The sequence below is a fragment of the Streptomyces seoulensis genome (assembly GCF_022846655.1).
GTDB lineage: Bacteria > Actinomycetota > Actinomycetes > Streptomycetales > Streptomycetaceae > Streptomyces.
The window spans coordinates 1-16,457 of record NZ_AP025667.1 but is presented as its reverse complement, the minus strand read 5'-3'; the positions used below and the strand labels follow the sequence as shown (position 1 = coordinate 16,457).

At 71.9% G+C, this 16,457-nt stretch carries 16 protein-coding genes; 8 read left to right on the top strand and 8 right to left on the bottom strand.

Annotated elements, in window-relative coordinates; translation table 11 throughout:
- Positions 1-49 precede the first annotated feature (49 nt).
- Positions 50-1,093, bottom strand: coding sequence for a phosphotransferase (locus HEK131_RS00080; RefSeq protein ID WP_244333184.1), 1,044 nt, complete (start codon positions 1,091-1,093; stop codon positions 50-52).
- Positions 1,094-1,587: 494 nt separating this feature from the next.
- Here HEK131_RS00080 and pdhA point away from each other — a divergent pair, with 494 nt between their 5' ends.
- The 3 genes from pdhA to HEK131_RS00065 are packed head-to-tail and all read left to right on the top strand — an operon-like array spanning position 1,588 to position 5,189.
- A complete protein-coding gene (pdhA, locus tag HEK131_RS00075) occupies positions 1,588-2,778 on the top strand; it encodes a pyruvate dehydrogenase (acetyl-transferring) E1 component subunit alpha (protein WP_217463574.1) in 1,191 nt (396 codons plus the stop codon).
- A 1-nt stretch (position 2,779) separates the two neighbouring features.
- A complete protein-coding gene (locus HEK131_RS00070) occupies positions 2,780-3,757 on the top strand; it encodes an alpha-ketoacid dehydrogenase subunit beta (protein WP_161151089.1) in 978 nt (325 codons plus the stop codon).
- 10 nt (positions 3,758-3,767) lie between these two features.
- On the top strand, positions 3,768-5,189 hold the full coding sequence (locus tag HEK131_RS00065) for a dihydrolipoamide acetyltransferase family protein (protein WP_244333183.1): 1,422 nt from the start codon (positions 3,768-3,770) through the stop codon (positions 5,187-5,189).
- 72 nt (positions 5,190-5,261) lie between these two features.
- Here the strand turns inward: HEK131_RS00065 and HEK131_RS00060 are convergent, their stop codons facing one another.
- Positions 5,262-6,158: a D-alanyl-D-alanine carboxypeptidase family protein gene (locus HEK131_RS00060; protein WP_217463577.1), complete on the bottom strand. Its 897-nt coding sequence runs from the start codon at positions 6,156-6,158 to the stop codon at positions 5,262-5,264.
- 212 nt (positions 6,159-6,370) lie between these two features.
- Between HEK131_RS00060 and HEK131_RS00055 the strand changes: the two genes are divergently transcribed.
- Together HEK131_RS00055 and HEK131_RS00050 are read left to right on the top strand one after the other, a co-directional pair.
- Complete coding sequence (locus HEK131_RS00055; RefSeq protein ID WP_217463578.1) at positions 6,371-7,021, top strand: GntR family transcriptional regulator; 651 nt, start codon at positions 6,371-6,373, stop codon at positions 7,019-7,021.
- Entirely contained in the window at positions 7,018-8,319 is a 1,302-nt protein-coding gene (locus HEK131_RS00050; protein ID WP_217463579.1) for an MFS transporter, read from the top strand. Before HEK131_RS00055 ends, HEK131_RS00050 begins: the two co-directional genes overlap by 4 nt.
- 18 nt (positions 8,320-8,337) lie before the next feature.
- Here the strand turns inward: HEK131_RS00050 and HEK131_RS00045 are convergent, their stop codons facing one another.
- The gene (locus HEK131_RS00045; protein ID WP_244333182.1) at positions 8,338-9,099 is read right to left on the bottom strand and encodes an SAM-dependent methyltransferase; all 762 of its coding nucleotides are present in this window, start codon (positions 9,097-9,099) and stop codon (positions 8,338-8,340) included.
- A 48-nt stretch (positions 9,100-9,147) separates the two neighbouring features.
- Positions 9,148-9,972: a maleylpyruvate isomerase family mycothiol-dependent enzyme gene (locus HEK131_RS00040; RefSeq protein WP_217463581.1), complete on the bottom strand. Its 825-nt coding sequence runs from the start codon at positions 9,970-9,972 to the stop codon at positions 9,148-9,150.
- 199 nt (positions 9,973-10,171) lie between these two features.
- Here HEK131_RS00040 and HEK131_RS00035 point away from each other — a divergent pair, with 199 nt between their 5' ends.
- On the top strand, positions 10,172-10,966 hold the full coding sequence (locus tag HEK131_RS00035; RefSeq protein ID WP_244333181.1) for a carbon-nitrogen family hydrolase: 795 nt from the start codon (positions 10,172-10,174) through the stop codon (positions 10,964-10,966).
- Between the two features lie 4 nt (positions 10,967-10,970).
- Here HEK131_RS00035 and HEK131_RS00030 read toward each other — a convergent pair whose 3' ends face one another.
- Together HEK131_RS00030 and HEK131_RS00025 are read right to left on the bottom strand one after the other, a co-directional pair.
- On the bottom strand, positions 10,971-11,465 hold the full coding sequence (locus tag HEK131_RS00030) for an LURP-one-related/scramblase family protein (RefSeq protein ID WP_217463583.1): 495 nt from the start codon (positions 11,463-11,465) through the stop codon (positions 10,971-10,973).
- A gap of 32 nt (positions 11,466-11,497) precedes the next feature.
- Entirely contained in the window at positions 11,498-12,487 is a 990-nt protein-coding gene (locus HEK131_RS00025) for a GlxA family transcriptional regulator (RefSeq protein WP_244333180.1), read from the bottom strand.
- 51 nt (positions 12,488-12,538) lie between these two features.
- Between HEK131_RS00025 and HEK131_RS00020 the strand changes: the two genes are divergently transcribed.
- Positions 12,539-12,934: a cupin domain-containing protein gene (locus HEK131_RS00020; protein ID WP_217463585.1), complete on the top strand. Its 396-nt coding sequence runs from the start codon at positions 12,539-12,541 to the stop codon at positions 12,932-12,934.
- Between the two features lie 59 nt (positions 12,935-12,993).
- On the top strand, positions 12,994-14,823 hold the full coding sequence (locus tag HEK131_RS00015; RefSeq protein ID WP_244333179.1) for a thioredoxin-like domain-containing protein: 1,830 nt from the start codon (positions 12,994-12,996) through the stop codon (positions 14,821-14,823).
- 1 nt (position 14,824) lies between these two features.
- On the opposite strand, the gene HEK131_RS00010 is transcribed toward HEK131_RS00015, so the two are convergent.
- Together HEK131_RS00010 and HEK131_RS00005 are read right to left on the bottom strand one after the other, a co-directional pair.
- Positions 14,825-15,076: a DUF6458 family protein gene (locus HEK131_RS00010; protein WP_217463587.1), complete on the bottom strand. Its 252-nt coding sequence runs from the start codon at positions 15,074-15,076 to the stop codon at positions 14,825-14,827.
- A gap of 70 nt (positions 15,077-15,146) precedes the next feature.
- On the bottom strand, positions 15,147-16,457 hold a 1,311-nt coding region (locus HEK131_RS00005), incomplete at its 5' end, for a M18 family aminopeptidase (RefSeq protein WP_217463588.1).

Genomic DNA, 16,457 nt, shown 5'->3' with positions numbered 1-16,457 from the left:
GCCGGTGAATGACCGCGCCCGGGTCCTCCTGTGAGGGGACCCGGGCGTCTCAGCTCGTGAAGGCGTCGCACACCGCGTCGTACTCCCTTGTCCACCACACCGCGAGCGCGGAGGCGGCCGGGAACTGGCAGTCGGCGCGGGTGTCCCCGCGCTCGTAGTGCCAGCGCAGCATCCAGAAGTCGTTCAGGCGCTCCCACCACACCCGGTGCACGGCCGCCGCCAGCTCCGAGGGGCCGGCGCGGGCCGCGCGCCGGTACGCGCGCGCGTACGCCCGCGCCTTGGGCAGGTCCAGCATGCCCGCGGGCCGCACGAAGAAGATCGCGGCGGCGCGTACGGCCTCCTCGGCGCGGGGCTGCACCCCGAGGCGGTCCCAGTCGACGATGGCGGCCGGGGTGCCCCCCTTGTAGAGCAGGTTGAACGGGTGGAAGTCGCCGTGCACCCAGCCGACCGGGCCGCCGCGCGGCGGGCGGCGGTGGGTGTGCTGCTCCAGGAGCGCGCGGCGCTCCAGCAGACGGTGGCGGGCCAGGTCGTCGAAGGCGTCGGCCGGCTTGTGGCGGCGGACGTGGCCCAGCAGGTCCTCGATGAGGTCGAAGGTGTCGGCCGGGTCGGCGCTCTCCACCGGGTGGGGGCTCGTGGCCGGGCGGGTGCGTCCCTTGGGCGGCATCACGCGCTCCAGGCAGGCGTGCACGGCGCCCAGCAGCGCCCCCAGGCGCGCGCTCTCCGAGCGGGTGAGCTGGCCGCCGTGCAGATGCCCTCCGTCGACCCAGGGGTGCAGGGCGTAGGCGTGCCCGCCGACGACGGCGACCGTACGGCCCTCGCGGTGGGTGAGCGGCGGGGCGACCGGGACCCCGACCTCGGCCAGGCGCCGGGTGGCGAGATGGCGGCGCTCGATGGCGTCGGGGTCGGCGGTGTCGGGGTCGAAGTGGTGCTTCAGGAAGTAGCGGCCCCGCGTGGTGCGCACCCGGTAGCCCCGGTTGAGCAGCCCCTGGTCCACCGGTTCGCAGGCGAGGGCCGTACCGGCTCCGTAGAGGGGTAACAAGGTGCCGAGCGGGGGCGCGTGGGGCACGACGGGTGGTACACGAAGGCGCTGCACGCGGCCGATGCTAGGGCACGAAAAGACCCCGTGAGCTGGGGCTTATCACAGGCAGTCGTCGGCGGTCGCATTCGGTCACTCGGGGTGTCCCGGTGAACTTCGAAGCGCAATTCGCGAGACGCACGAAAGAAATCCACGACAGGTCCCGGAGACGCGCCGGGACTCTTCCTTTGAGCTGGGTGCGCGGGATAACGTGCCGTTGCTCCGGCCTCCTGCAAGGCTGTGACCAGCAAACTTCCGGGCTTTGCCGATTTACTTGGAAATCCAAGCAAAATCGCAGGTCAGGTGGGGTTTCACAGAAATGTGGAGCACTGGGTAACGTTAAAAGCCGCAGGCGCTCGCCGGGGCACCTGTCACGCCTGTTCCCGGCCGAGCGGCACCCACCCCGTGCCCGGTGGTCGAGAAGAGGTGGCCGCTCCCCCCGGCTCCGACCGAGCAAGGGGGACCCCAGGCTCACCGGCAACCCCGTGGGCCGGAACGACGGAGGAGCACACGTGACCGTGGAGAGCAGTGCCGCGCGCAAGCCGCGACGCAGCGCCGCAGGCAAGGCCGGTACCGCCGGCACCAGGCGCAGCACCCGCAGCACCGCGAAGCAGGGCACCGAGCCGGAGCTGGTGCAGCTCCTGACGCCCGAGGGCAAGCGGGTCAAGAACGCCGAGTTCGACGGTTACGTCGCCGGCATCACCCCCGATGAGCTGCGCGGCCTGTACCGCGACATGGTGCTCACCCGCCGCTTCGACGCCGAGGCCACCGCCCTGCAGCGCCAGGGCGAGCTGGGCCTGTGGGCGTCGCTGCTCGGCCAGGAGGCCGCCCAGATCGGCTCCGGCCGCGCCACCCGCGAGGACGACTACGTCTTCCCGACCTACCGCGAGCACGGCGTCGCCTGGTGCCGCGGGGTCGACCCGACCAACCTGCTGGGCATGTTCCGGGGTGTGAACAACGGCGGCTGGGACCCGAACGGCAACAACTTCCACCTGTACACGATCGTCATCGGCTCGCAGACGCTGCACGCCACCGGCTACGCGATGGGCATCGCCAAGGACGGCGCGGACTCGGCCGTGATCGCGTACTTCGGCGACGGCGCGTCCAGCCAGGGCGACGTGGCGGAGTCCTTCACCTTCTCCGCGGTCTACAACGCCCCGGTCGTGTTCTTCTGCCAGAACAACCAGTGGGCGATCTCCGAGCCCACCGAGAAGCAGACCCGCGTGCCGCTCTACCAGCGCGCCCAGGGCTATGGCTTCCCCGGTGTCCGCGTGGACGGCAACGACGTCCTGGCCTGCCTCGCCGTGACCCGCTGGGCGCTGGAGCGCGCCCGCAACGGCGAGGGCCCGACGCTGGTCGAGGCGTTCACCTACCGGATGGGCGCCCACACCACCTCCGACGACCCCACCCGCTACCGGCACGACGACGAGCGCGTCGCCTGGGAGGCGAAGGACCCGATCCTGCGCCTGCGCGCCTACCTGGAGGCGTCGGACCTCGCGGACGAGGGATTCTTCGCGGAACTGGAAGCCGAGTCCGAGACGTTGGGCAGGCGGGTACGCGAAGCGGTCCGCGCCATGCCGGACCCGGACCGGTTCGCCATCTTCGAGAACGTGTACGCGGACGGGCACGCGCTCGTCGACGAGGAGCGCGCCCAGTTCGCCGCCTACCAGGCGTCGTTCGCGGACGCGGAAGGGGGCAACTGACATGGCCGAGAAGATGGCTCTGGCCAAGGCGATCAACGAGTCGCTGCGGCGCGCCCTGGAGACGGACCCCAAGGTCCTGGTGATGGGTGAGGACGTCGGCAAGCTCGGCGGTGTCTTCCGGGTGACCGACGGTCTGCAGAAGGACTTCGGCGAGGAGCGGGTCATCGACACCCCGCTCGCCGAGTCCGGCATCGTCGGCACCGCGATCGGCCTGGCCCTGCGCGGCTACCGCCCGGTGGTGGAGATCCAGTTCGACGGCTTCGTCTTCCCGGCCTACGACCAGATCGTCACCCAGCTCGCGAAGATGCACGCCCGCTCGCTGGGCAAGGTCAAGATGCCCGTCGTCATCCGTATCCCGTACGGCGGCGGCATCGGCGCGGTGGAGCACCACTCCGAGTCCCCCGAGGCGCTGTTCGCGCACGTGGCCGGCCTGAAGGTGGTCAGCCCGTCGAACTCCTCGGACGCCTACTGGATGATGCAGCAGGCCATCCAGAGCGACGACCCGGTGATCTACTTCGAGCCCAAGCGCCGCTACTGGGACAAGGGCGAGGTCGACCCCGAGCTGATCCCCGGCCCGCTGCACAAGGCGCAGGTGGTCCGCGAGGGCACCGACCTGACGCTGGCCGCGTACGGCCCGATGGTGAAGCTCTGCCGGCAGGTGGCCGACGCCGCCGCCGAGGAGGGCAGGTCGCTGGAGGTGCTGGACCTGCGCTCGGTGTCCCCGCTGGACTTCGACACCATCCAGACCTCGGTCGAGAAGACCCGCCGTCTGGTGGTCGTCCACGAGGCGCCGGTGTTCTTCGGCTCCGGCGCGGAGATCGCCGCGCGGATCACCGAGCGGTGCTTCTACCACCTGGAGGCCCCGGTGCTCCGGGTCGGCGGCTATCACGCCCCGTACCCGCCGGCGCGCCTGGAGGACGAGTATCTGCCGGGCCTTGACCGGGTGCTCGACGCCGTCGACCGCGCCCTTGCGTACTGAGGAAGGTTTCGTGACGACGATGACGGAAGCTTCCGTGCGCGAGTTCAAGATGCCGGACGTGGGCGAGGGGCTCACCGAGGCCGAGATCCTCAAGTGGTACGTGCAGGTCGGGGACACGGTCACCGACGGCCAGGTGGTGTGCGAGGTCGAGACCGCCAAGGCGGCCGTCGAACTCCCCATCCCCTACGACGGCGTGGTGCGCGAGCTGCGCTTCGCCGAGGGCACGACGGTCGACGTGGGTACGTCGATCATCGCGGTGGACGTGTCGGGCGGTGCGGCTCCCGAGCCCGCCCCGGCGGCCGCCCCCGCCGAGCCCGCCCCCGCCGAGCCCGCCCTCGCCGAGCCCGCTCCGGCCGAGCCGGAGGAGGCCGAGCCGCAGGGCCGTACGCCGGTGCTGGTGGGGTACGGCGTGGCCGCCTCCTCCACCAAGCGGCGCCCCCGCAAGGGGCCCGAGGTGCCCGTGGCCGCCGCGCAGGCGGTGCAGGCCGAGCTGAACGGCCACGGGACCGCCGCCGTGAAGGAGCGCCCGCTGGCCAAGCCGCCGGTGCGCAAGCTGGCCAAGGACCTCGGGGTCGACCTGACCCTGGTCACGCCGTCCGGCCCGGACGGCATCATCACCCGCGAGGACGTGCACGCGGCGGTGGCCGTCCCGGAGCCCGTGACCGAGACCCCGGCGCCCGCTGCCGCTCCCGCTCCCGCTCTCGCGCCCGCCGTGGCGGTGTACGACTCCGCCCGTGAGACCCGTGTCCCGGTCAAGGGTGTCCGCAAGGCGACCGCGCAGGCGATGATCGGCTCGGCGTTCACGGCGCCGCACGTCACGGAGTTCGTGACGGTGGACGTGACGCGGACGATGAAGCTGGTCGAGGAGCTGAAGCAGGACAAGGAGTTCCAGGGGCTGCGGGTGAACCCGCTGCTGCTGATCGCCAAGGCCCTGCTGGTCGCGATCAAGCGCAACCCCGAGGTCAACGCGTCCTGGGACGAGGCCGCCCAGGAGATCGTGCTCAAGCACTACGTCAACCTGGGCATCGCGGCCGCGACCCCGCGCGGTCTGATCGTGCCGAACATCAAGGACGCGCAGGACAAGACGCTCCCGCAGTTGTCCGCGGCGCTGGGCGAGCTGGTGACCACGGCCCGCGAGGGCAAGACGTCCCCGGCGGCGATGCAGAGCGGCACGGTGACCATCACCAACGTCGGCGTCTTCGGCGTCGACACCGGCACCCCGATCCTCAACCCCGGCGAGTCCGCGATCCTCGCCGTCGGCGCGATCAAGCTCCAGCCGTGGGTCCACAAGGGCAAGGTCAAGCCCCGTCAGGTGACCACCCTGGCGCTCAGCTTCGACCACCGCCTGGTCGACGGTGAACTGGGCTCCAAGGTCCTGGCCGACGTGGCCGCGATCCTGGAACAGCCGAAGCGTCTGATCACCTGGGCGTAGCCGGCTCCCGGTTTGCGAAAGGGCCCGCCTCACGGATCACTCCGTGGAGGCGGGCCCTTTCGCGACGGGGGCCTACTTGGTGAAGCCGTAGTTCAGGATCTTCGTCGCGTCCGTGCCGCGCTGGGGGACGGAGGACGACGCGAGGACCGTGCCGATGACCGTCTTGCCGTTGCGGGTGGCGGCGAAGACGAGGCAGTACTTGGCCTCGGGGCCGGAGCCGGTCTTCACGCCGATGGTGCCGCTGTAGCTGCTCAGCAGCGTGTTGGTGTTGGTCCACGCCTTCATCGTGCGCGTGCTGCCGGTCTTGGTGACCGTCTTCGCCGTGTACGACTTGGTCTTGACGATCGCGCGGAAGTTGGCGCTCTTCATCGCGCTGCTGGCGATCTTCGTCAGATCGCGCGGGGTCGAGTAGTTCGAGCCCTTGCCGATGCCGTCGAAGGAGTCGAAGTGCGTGTTCTTCAGGCCGAGGCTCTTCGCGGCGGAGTTCATCTTGCCGAGGAAGGAGTTCACGCGCGCGGTGTGGCTGCTGCCCGAGCCGTACTTGTCCGCGAGGACGTACGCGGCGTCGCAGCCGGACGGCAGCATCAGCCCGTACAGGAGCTGGCGGACGGTGACCTTGTCGCCGACGATCAGACCGGCCGAGGACGCGTTGTTGGCGACGATGTAGTCGCTGGCGCCCTTGGGGATCGTGACCTTGGCGTCCAGGTTCAGGTTCGGCTGCGCCAGCACGACCTTCGCGGTCATGATCTTGGTGGTGGAACCCGTGGAGCGCCGGGTGTCCGCGGCCTTGGAGAACAGCGACGCACCGGTGGAGTTGTTCATCGCGTAGCCGCCCGCGGCCACGATCGACGGCGCGGAGGCGGCCTGCGCGGGCGCCGCGGTGAGGGCACTGGTGGTGAGCAGCGCGCCGGACGCGACGGCGACGGCGGCGGCCCTGCGGAGGGACGAGCCCTTGATGCCGGTAATCAAAGTGGAATACCTCGATTGTCTGAAATGCCCGTGGGTACGGCCTAGTTGAGGTGCCCTGAAAGGAGGGCCGCACGTATGTGACAGGTGAACGGCCCCAATGGTTGCACCCCGCCGGGAAAAAATTTCCGGCACTCTGCGGGCGCCCCCTCGCCGCCGGTCCGCATCCTGGACCGCGCCGCCCCCTGCACGCATGTTGTATCTATCCTGTGGGCATGCAAACCGCCACCAGGCAGCCACCCGCCGCCGACCGCGTCTACACCCACGTCAAGCAGGGCGTCCTCGACCGCCGGTACGAGGGCGGCACCCTGCTCACCGAGGGCGAGCTGGCGGAGGCGGTGGGCGTGTCCCGCACCCCCGTCCGCGAGGCGCTGCTGCGGCTGGAGGCCGAGGGGCTGATCCGGCTGTACCCGAAGAAGGGCGCCCTGGTGCTGCCCGTGTCCGCGCAGGAGATCGCCGACGTGGTGGAGACCAGGCTGCTGGTCGAGGAGCACGCCGCCCGCAAGGCCGTACCCGCGCCGCCCGCGCTGCTGGACCGGCTCGCCGAACTGCTGGACCGGCAGCGGGAGCAGGCCGCGGCGGGCGACTTCGCCGCCGCCGCCGTCACCGACCGCCGCTTCCACGCCGAGATCGTGCGCAGCGGCGGCAACGAGATCCTGTCCCGGCTCTACGACCAGTTGCGCGACCGCCAGCTCCGGATGGGCGTCGCCGTCATGCACTCGCACCCCGACCGGATCGCCAAGACCCTCGCCGAGCACGCCGAGATCCTGCACGCGCTGCGCGCCGGGGACGCGGAGGCGGCGGTCGGGATCGTGCACCGGCACGTCGGCTGGTTCTCCGAGCTGGCGCGCGGGGAGGTCCGATGAACCGGGACACCACCCTGCCGGGTGACCCCCCGGGCGGCCGCCGGGCCGTCGCCGTGTGGTCCATAGGTGTGGCGGTCTACTTCGTCGCCGTCATCTTCCGCACCTCGCTCGGGGTGGCCGGCCTGGACGCGGCCGACCGCTTCCATGTGAACGCCTCCGCGCTGTCGACGTTCTCGATCCTCCAGCTCCTCGTGTACGCGGGCATGCAGATACCCGTCGGCCTGCTGGTCGACCGGCTCGGCACGAAGAAGGTGCTGTGCCTGGGCGCGGTGCTCTTCACCGCCGGGCAACTGGGCTTCGCCTTCTCCCCGTCGTATGGCACGGCCCTCGCCTCGCGCGCGCTGCTGGGCTGCGGTGACGCGATGACGTTCATCAGCGTGCTGCGGCTGGGCACCCGCTGGTTCCCGGCCCGGCGCGGGCCGTTCGTGGCCCAGCTCGCCGGTCTGGTCGGCATGGCGGGCAACCTCGTCTCCACCCTGGTGCTGGCCCGGCTGCTGCACGGGCTGGGCTGGACCCCGGCGTTCGCGGGCAGCGCGGTCGCGGGTGCGGTCGTGCTGGTGCTGACGCTGCTGTTCCTGAAGGACCACCCCGAGGGCCACGAGCCGGAGCCCTTCCCGCACCAGGGCGCCGCCTACGTGCGCCGTCAGATAGCGGAGGCCTGGCGGGAGCCCGGTACCCGGCTCGGCATGTGGGTGCACTTCACCACCCAGTTCCCGGCGATGGTCTTCCTGCTGCTGTGGGGGCTGCCGTTCCTGGTGCAGGCGCAGGGGCTCAGCCGGGCGACGGCCGGTGAGCTGCTCACCCTGGTCGTGCTGTCCAACATGGTGATCGGACTGGTCTACGGCCAGGTGGTCGCCCGGCACCACGCGGCCCGGCTCCCGCTGGCCCTCGGTACGGTCGCCGCGACCGCCCTCATGTGGGCGCTGACCCTCGCCTGGCCCGGTGAGCACGCGCCGATGGCGCTGCTGCTGGCGCTGTGCGTGGTCCTCGGCGCGTGCGGCCCGGCCTCGATGCTCGGCTTCGACTTCGCCCGCCCGGCCAACCCGCCCGAGCGTCAGGGCACCGCCTCCGGCATCACCAACATGGGTGGTTTCATCGCCTCCATGACCACGCTCTTCGCCGTCGGCGTGCTGCTGGACGCCACCGGCGACGACTACTCCGTGGCGTTCTGCGCGGTCTTCGTCCTCCAGGCGCTCGGCCTCACCCAGATCTTCCGTCTGCGTGGCCGGGCGGCCCGCCGCGAACGGGAACGCCTGGTGGCGAGCCGGGTGGAGACGGTGCACGTACCGGCCGTGTGAGGGGAGCCAGGGGGCGTCTCAGCGGGTGACGGGGACGAGGGTGAGGTAGGCCATCCCCAGCACGCCCCGGTAGCTCATCCACTGCCCCCGGTGCCGGTCCAGCCGTTCGCGGAGTTCGGCCGCCCGGGGGTGGTCCGGGTGTCCGGCGAGCCAGACCTCCTGGTCGGCCTGGTACGCGGACTCGAACTCCTCCCACTCGGCGAGGCTCGCCGTCTCCGTCCACTCGGGGCGGAAGCCCGCCGCGACGGTGAGGTCGAGCAGCTCGCCCAGGCCGACGTGGTCGTCGGGCCGGGCTCCCGGCCACATCCCGGCCAGCTCGGCCGCGGTGGGCGTCCGCTCCCAGAAGCCCTCGCCGAGCAGGACCCGGCCGCCGTCGGCCACCAGTCGCCGCAGCTCGCCCAGCGCCTCGGCGGTGGGCTGCTCGGCCGGGCTCAGCGCGTGGCTGGCGCCCAGGCACAGCACCAGGTCGGCCGGGCCATGCCCGGTGCCCGTCGCGGACTCCGCCACGAACTCCGCCCGACCGCCGAGCCCACGCGCCTTTGCGTCGCTCCGCCCGCGCGCGAGGTCCTCCTCGGCGACGTCGATGCCGGTGCCCCGCGCCTCCGGTACGGCGTCCAGCAGGCGCAGCAGCAACTCGCCCCAGCCGCAGCCGATGTCCAGCACGGTGCGCGGCCGAACCGCGGCGAGCCGGGCGACGATCGCGGCCGCGCGGGCCTCCGAGAGGGGGCCGTGGAAGGTGAGCCGGCTCAGCCGGGCGGGTTTCGCGTGCTCGGTGGTCATGCCGGGCACGCTAACGGCGCACCGGGGAACCGGCACCCGGTTAACGGGTCAGGGGGTGACGGCGAAGTTCCGCAGGATCGCCGCCGTCAGCTCCGGGTCACCCTCGGTCTTGATGCGGTCGCCCGCCGCCTCCGGGGTGATCCGGCCGCAGGCCAGCCGGAAGTACGTCTCCCAGTCGAGGGTGAAGGTCGCGGCGGGCCCGAGCGCGGGTGCCGTCTCCAGCGTGCCCCGGCCCTGGATGTCGACGCGGATCGTGCGCAGGAACTCCACCGGCCCGTGCACGTCGAAGACGATCGCCGAACTGCGAGGCGCCTCCGCCTTCTTGGCGACCACCTTGGGCAGCCCGGCCAGCAGCAGATCACGGGCGACGAGCGCGCCGGGCGAGTCGAGGTTGCCGGGGCGGCCGAGGGCGGTCCGCAGATCCTGCTCGTGCACCCACACGTCGAACGCCCGCATCCGCATGGCGAGTTCGAGGGTGATCTCCTTGCCCATCGGACCCCGCACCGTGGCGCCGGGCTCGCGGGACTCGTTGCGCAGTTGCCGGTTGCGCCGGATGACCGTGTACTCCAGTTCCGACGTCATCTCCGGCGCCGTGTGGTGGCGGCGCACGTCGACCTGCATCTCCATGTACCGCTGCGACTCGTTGGTGACGTGGAAGAGGTCGCGGGGCAGGGTGTGGATGGGCCGGGGGTCACCGAGCATCTCGCAGTCCAGGCCGATCACATGCGAGACCACGTCGCGCACCGACCAGCCGGGGCACGGCGTACGCCGGTTCCACTCACCCTCGACCAGCGGGTTCACCAGCTCGGATATCGCGTCGATCGAGTGGGTCCAGGCGTCGGCGTAGGGCTGGAGGGTGGGATGCAGACTCACGGAACAGGACCCCTCGGCGGTCGTTACACGGGCAGAATCGGCGGCTGCACTGGGCGGGCGTCTGGAGACTCCCCCGAGCTCTCGGCTACGCGCGAGCAGGGGGACCCCCAAGTTACGCTGCTCCGATACCCCCCGGCAGTGCTTTCGTGTGACGATCGTAGGCCCGTGGGAACGACTCGAATGCCAGGACGGTGGTAGTGTGCGCGCCTCGCTGATCCAGATCCGTGTGGACGAGGGCGAATCCGTGGCCGAGCGACGGCTGCGGGCGGCGGGGCTCGTCCGGGCCCAAGCGGGTGCCGACCTCGTGGTCCTGCCCGAGCTGTGGACCACCGGGGCCTTCGCCTACGACACGTTCGCCACCGAGGCCGAGCCGCTGGAGGGCCCCACCCACGAGGCGATGGCCGAGGCCGCGCGCGAGGCGGGCGTATGGCTGCACGCCGGGTCGATCCCGGAGCGGGACCCCGACGGCACCCTCTACAACACCGCTCTCGTCTTCTCCCCCTCCGGTGAACTCGCCGCGTCCTACCGCAAGATCCACCGCTTCGGCTTCGACCAGGGCGAGGCCGTGCTGATGGGCGCCGGACGCGAACCGGTGACCGTCCGCCTGCCAAAGACCACGGTCGGCCTCGCCACCTGCTACGACCTCCGCTTCCCCGAACTCTTCCGCACGCTCACCGACGCCGGCTCCGAGGCCCTCGTCGTCTCCGCGGGCTGGCCCGAGCGCCGCCGCGCCCACTGGACGCTGCTGGCCCGGGCACGGGCGGTCGAGAACCAGGCGTACGTGCTCGCCTGCGGAACGGCCGGTACGCACGCCGGAGTTCCGCAGGCGGGTCACTCGATCGTGGTGGACCCCTGGGGCGAGGTCCTGGCGGAGGCGGGCGCGGACGAGGAGGTGCTCACCGTCGAGTTCGACCCGGCGAAGGTCGCGGCGACCCGTGAGCAGTTCCCCGCGCTGAAGGACCGTGTCCTCGGCCTGGACCCGCCTCGCGCATAGCGCCTCAGTCCTCCTCCCGCTCCTTCTCCGCCAGGTGGATCACGCACACCGCCACCGCGATGAGCAGGGTCGGGTCCGCGTCCTCGCGTACGACGTCGACGCCGTAGGTGTCGCGGACGGTCAGCAGGCGGCGGGAGATCACCGCGAGGAGTTCGCCCTCGTACTCCACGGCGAACTCGCGGTCGAGGATCTTGCCGCCGACGTCGAGTTCGGTGCCGTCGACCAGGTGGACGCGGTAGTGGTTGCGCAGCAGGGAGAGGCGCTTGCGCCGGACGGTGGCGAGGTCCTCGCCGTCCCGCTGGATGGCCATGGTGTCGCGCAGGGCGAACATCTTCTTGTGGATGTCGATCAGGACGTTGCCGTCGGTGTCCTTCAGCTCGAAGGTGTCCCGCAGCCGCATCGCCTTGCCGTCGACGAGGAAGACCTTGCGGCCGCTCTCGTCCTCGATCCAGTAGTCGTCGCCGATGCCCAGCAGCCGGTCGCGCACGAGGAATCTCATGTCTGAAGCGCTTCCCCGGCGAAGGGCGTTCCTCACCGGGCGGCCGGGCCGAACCGCTTCCGGTAGTCGGAGGGGCTCAGTCCGGTCTCCCGGCGCAGCCGCGCCCGCAGGTTGGCCGCCGTGCCCAGTCCGCAGCGGGCCGCCACCACCTCCAGACCGGTCTCCCCACGCTCGATCAGCCGGCAGGCCAGCGCCACCCGTTCGCCGGTGAGCCACGCCAGCGGGGTGGTGCCGAGGCGTTCACGGAAGCGGCGGTGCAGGGTGGCGGGGGAGACGGCCGCGCGGGCGGCGAGGTCGGCCACGGTGAGCGGTTCGCCGAGCCGCTCCTGCGCCCAGGCGAGCAGCGGGCCGAGGGAGCCGTCGGGCACCTCCGGCAGCGGGCGTTCCACGAACTGCCGCTGTCCGCCGTCGCGGTGGGCGGCGAAGACCAGACGCCGGGAGACCGCGTTGGCGATCTCGGCGCCGTGGTCCCGGCGCCACAGGTACAGCCCGAGGTCGAGCGCGGCGGCGCTGCCCGAGGCGGACAGCACGTCCCCCTCGTCGACGAAGAGCACGTCCGGTTCCAGCAGGACGCGCGGGTGCAGCCGCCGGAAGGTGTCGGCCCACTTCCAGTGGGTGGCGGCCCGGCGCCCGTCGAGCAGCCCGGCCTCGGCGAGCGCGAAGGTGCCGGTGCAGAAGCTGACGACGCGGGCGCCCCGCGCGTGCGCGCGCCGGATCGCGTCCCGCACGGGGGCCTGGCGCGGGACCACGATGTCGGGGCGGCCGGGCACCACGAGGGTGTCCGCGCCGTCCACCGCGTCCAGCCCGGCCACGTCGGTCATCGTGAAGAAGCCGTGGTTCATCCGCACCTCGCGGGTGGGAGCGCACAGCGTGACCTCGTACAGCGGCCGGGGCAGGCCGAGTTCGGGGCGGGGCAGACCGAACAGCTCGGTGGCGACGCCGACCTCGAACGGGTTGGTCCCGGCGTCCACCAGTACGGCGACCCGGTGGGTGCGCGGTGCCTGCGAGGATTCTTGTGCCATGTGCGATTCCTAGCACTCGTGCGGCCCGCGCACACGGCCGACGATGAACGCATGGCAACCGAAGAACCCCGTTCCCTCCCTCAGGTCCTCGCCTCGTTCACCGACCTCTGGAGCCCCCGCATCGTCACGTCGGTCAACGACTACGACGTCCGTGTGGCCAAGGTCGAGGGCGAGCACCTCTGGCACGCGCACGACGACACCGACGAGTTCTTCCTCGTCCTCACCGGCGAACTCCACATCGCGCTGCGCGAGCCGGCGGGCGAGCGCACGGTGACCCTGGAGAAGGGATCCGTCTTCACCGTGCCGCGCGGCACCGAGCACAAGCCGTACGCCCCGGTCCCCACGGAGATCCTGGTCTTCGAACCCACCGGCACCCTGAGTGTGGGCGACCGCCACGACGAGGTCCCGGACCATGTGGACGCCACCACGGGGCACGCCCTGGACTGATCCCCCCCCGGCACGATCCCCGGCACCGGTCCGGCGGAGCCGGGTGGCACCCTTGAAGAATGAACGACTCCGCTTCTCGACGCGTCCGTGTCCGTGCTCCCGAGCTGGTCGGCAAGGGGGGCTGGCTGAACACCGGCGACCAGCAGTACACCCTGGCCGACCTGCGGGGACGCATCGTCATCCTCGACTTCTGGACCTTCTGCTGCATCAACTGCCTGCACGTCCTGGACGAGCTGCGCGAGCTGGAGGAGAAGCACCGGGACACGGTGGTCGTCATCGGGGTGCACTCCCCGAAGTTCGTGCACGAGGCGGAGCACCAGGCGGTCGTGGACGCCGTCGAGCGGTACGGCGTGGAGCACCCCGTGCTGGACGACCCGGAGCTGGCGACCTGGAAGCAGTACGCGGTGCGCGCCTGGCCGACGCTGGTGGTGATCGACCCCGAGGGGTACGTCGTCGCCCAGCACGCCGGTGAGGGCCATGTGCACGCCATCGAGCGGCTGGTGGCGGAGCTGGAGGCCGAGCACGAGGCCAAGGGCACCCTGCGCCGGGGCGACGGTCCCTACGTGGCACCGGAGCCGGAGCCGACCGTGCTGCGCTTCCCCGGCAAGGCGCTGCTGCTGCCCTCGGGGAACTTCCTGGTCAGCGACACCACCCGGCACCAGTTGGTGGAGCTCGCGCAGGACGGCGAGTCCGTCGTGCGCCGGATCGGCTCCGGTGGGCGCGGGTTCGCGGACGGCTCCGCCGAGGGGGCGTCCTTCAACGAGCCGCAGGGTCTGGCGCTGCTCGGTGACGGCTCCTTGGTCGTCGCCGACACCGTGAACCACGCCCTGCGCCGCCTCGACCTCGCCTCCGGCGCGGTCACCACCCTGGCCGGCACCGGGAAGCAGTGGATGCAGGGCGCGCCCACCTCGGGAGCGGCCCGCGAGGTCGAGCTGTCCTCACCGTGGGACGTGGCCGTCTTCGGCGGCAAGGTGTGGATCGCCATGGCGGGCGTGCACCAGCTCTGGACGTACGACCCGGAGGCGGACACCGTCCAGGTCGCGGCCGGTACGACCAACGAGGGTCTGGTGGACGGGCCCGGCGCCGAGGCGTGGTTCGCGCAGCCCTCCGGGCTCGCCGCGACGGAGGACCGGCTGTGGCTCGCGGACTCCGAGACCTCCGCGCTGCGCTGGGTGGACCTCGACGGCGCGGTCCACACCGCCGTCGGCACCGGCCTGTTCGACTTCGGCCACCGTGACGGGGACGCGGGCCAGGCACTGCTCCAGCACCCGCTGGGCGTCACCGCGCTGCCGGACGGCTCGGTCGCCGTGGCCGACACCTACAACCACGCCCTGCGCCGCTACGACCCCGCCACCGGCGAGGTCACCACCCTCGCCACCGACCTGCGCGAGCCCAGCGACGCGGTGCTCGTCGGTGACGACATCGTGGTGGTGGAGTCCGCCCGCCACCGGCTGACCCGGCTGCGGCTGCCCGAGGAGGCGGTACGCGTGGAGGCGGTCGCCCACCGCACGCGGCGCGCGGCCACCGAGGTGGCCCCCGGCCGGCTGCGGCTGGACGTGATCTTCCAGGCCCCGGCGGGCCAGAAGCTGGACACCCGCTACGGCCCCTCGACCCGGCTGCTGGTATCGGCGACCCCGCCCGAGCTGCTGCTGAAGGGTGAGGGCGCGCACAGCGACCTGAGCCGCGAACTGGAGCTGGACCCGGCCGTCACCGAGGGCGTCCTGCACGTCTCCGCGATGGCCGCCTCCTGCGACGACGACCCGGCCAACGAGTACCCGGCCTGCCACGTCCACCAGCAGGACTGGGGCGTCCCGGTGCGCCTCGTCGAGGGCGCGACGGACCGCCTGCCGCTGGTGCTGGCCGGCCTGGACGAAGGTGACGAGCGCTAGGTCAGGCGCCGTAGCCGTCGGTGTAGCCGTCCCGGTGGGCGTGGTGGTGGCGTTCCTCCTCGACCACCGGGGTGGGCGGCACCACCACGCGCCTGCGCCGGGCGATCCCGCTGAAGGTCACCAGACCGATGAGGCCGGTGGCCATGAAGATCACGCCGACCAGGTCGAGGTTGACGCCGCTCATGTGCCAGTCGGTGGCAAACGTGAGGATCGCTCCCACGGCTATGAGGATGATGCATCCGCCGAGGCCCATGAGATCTCGCCTCCCCTAGTAGGTTCCGGAATCTCCGGTCCCGTTCGGCGGATACCCCCCTTCCGGCCGACTAGCCTTCCAGGAAAGCCGTCAGGGCCTCGGCGAGGAGGAACGGGTCCTCGGCGCCGCAGAGTTCACGCGCGCTGTGCATGGAGAGGATCGCCACGCCGATGTCGACGGTGCTGATGCCGTGGCGGGCCGCGGTGATGGGACCGATGGTGGTGCCGCAGGGCATCGAGTTGTTCGAGACGAACGTCTGGAAGGGCACCCCGGCCCGCTCGCACGCGGCGGCGAACACCGCGCGGCCCGAACCGTCCGTGGCGTAGCGGTTGTTGACGTTCACCTTGAGGATCGGGCCGCCGTTGACGCGCGGGTGGTGCGTCGGGTCGTGCCGCTCCGCGTAGTTGGGGTGCACGGCGTGGCCGGTGTCGGAGGAGAGGCAGACGGTGCCGGCGAAGGCGCGGGCCCGGTCCTCGTAGGAGCCGCCCCGCGCGAACACCGAGCGCTCCAGGACGCTGCCGAGGAGCGGTCCGTCGGCCCCGGTGTCGGACTGGGAGCCGTTCTCCTCGTGGTCGAAGGCGGCCAGGACCGGGATGTGGGTGAGCGTCTCCCCCGAGGTGGCGGCGGCGATCAGGGCGGCCGTACCGGCGTGCACGGACAGCAGGTTGTCCATCCGGGGCCCGGCGACCAGCTCGCGGTCCCGGCCGAGGTAGGCGGGCGCCTCGACGGGGTACGTCATGAGGTCCCAGCCCGCCACCGAACCGGCGTCCAGTCCGGCCTCCTCCTCCAGGAAGGAGATCAGGTCGCCCTCGCGGACGTCACCGCCCAGGCCCCACACGGGCTGGAGGTGGCGCTGCTTGTCGAGCTTGAGGCCGTCCGCGGAGACCGAGCGGTCCAGGTGGATGGCGAGCTGCGGCACCCGCAGCAGCGGGCGGTCGATGTCGACCAGGACGGACCGGCCGTCGCGCAGGGTGAGACGCCCGGCGAGCCCGAGGTCGCGGTCGAGCCAGGAGTTCATCAGCGGCCCGCCGTAGATCTCCACCGCGACCTGGCGCCAGCCGTGCGCACCGCTGTCCGGCTCGGGCTTGACCCTGAGGTTCGGGGAGTCGGTGTGCGCGCCGACGATCCGGAACGGCGTGTGCGGTGCGGCGCCCTCGGGGACGTACCAGGCGATGACCGCGCCGCCGCGCAGCACGTACCGGCCGCCGCTGCCGGTGCCCGCGGGGGTGTCCCACGCCTCGGTCTCGGTGACCTGCCGGAAGCCCGCCTCGTCCAGCCGTGCGGCGACGTTCGCCACGGCGTGGTACGGCGTCGGGCTCGCCGCGAGGAAGGCCATCAGGTCGTCGGTGTGGCCGCGGTCGAAACGGGACGGTGCGCTCAT

Bases quoted from the DNA above. Each gene is read 5' to 3' on its own strand.
- HEK131_RS00070 (WP_161151089.1), top strand. From the start codon at position 2,780: ATGGCCGAGAAGATGGCTCTGGCCAAGGCGATCAACGAGTCGCTGCGG.
- HEK131_RS00055 (WP_217463578.1), top strand. From the start codon at position 6,371: ATGCAAACCGCCACCAGGCAGCCACCCGCCGCCGACCGCGTCTACACC.
- HEK131_RS00050 (WP_217463579.1), top strand. From the start codon at position 7,018: ATGAACCGGGACACCACCCTGCCGGGTGACCCCCCGGGCGGCCGCCGG.
- HEK131_RS00045 (WP_244333182.1), bottom strand. From the start codon at position 9,099: ATGACCACCGAGCACGCGAAACCCGCCCGGCTGAGCCGGCTCACCTTC.
- HEK131_RS00030 (WP_217463583.1), bottom strand. From the start codon at position 11,465: ATGAGATTCCTCGTGCGCGACCGGCTGCTGGGCATCGGCGACGACTAC.
- HEK131_RS00025 (WP_244333180.1), bottom strand. From the start codon at position 12,487: ATGGCACAAGAATCCTCGCAGGCACCGCGCACCCACCGGGTCGCCGTA.
- HEK131_RS00020 (WP_217463585.1), top strand. From the start codon at position 12,539: ATGGCAACCGAAGAACCCCGTTCCCTCCCTCAGGTCCTCGCCTCGTTC.
- HEK131_RS00015 (WP_244333179.1), top strand. From the start codon at position 12,994: ATGAACGACTCCGCTTCTCGACGCGTCCGTGTCCGTGCTCCCGAGCTG.
- HEK131_RS00010 (WP_217463587.1), bottom strand. From the start codon at position 15,076: ATGGGCCTCGGCGGATGCATCATCCTCATAGCCGTGGGAGCGATCCTC.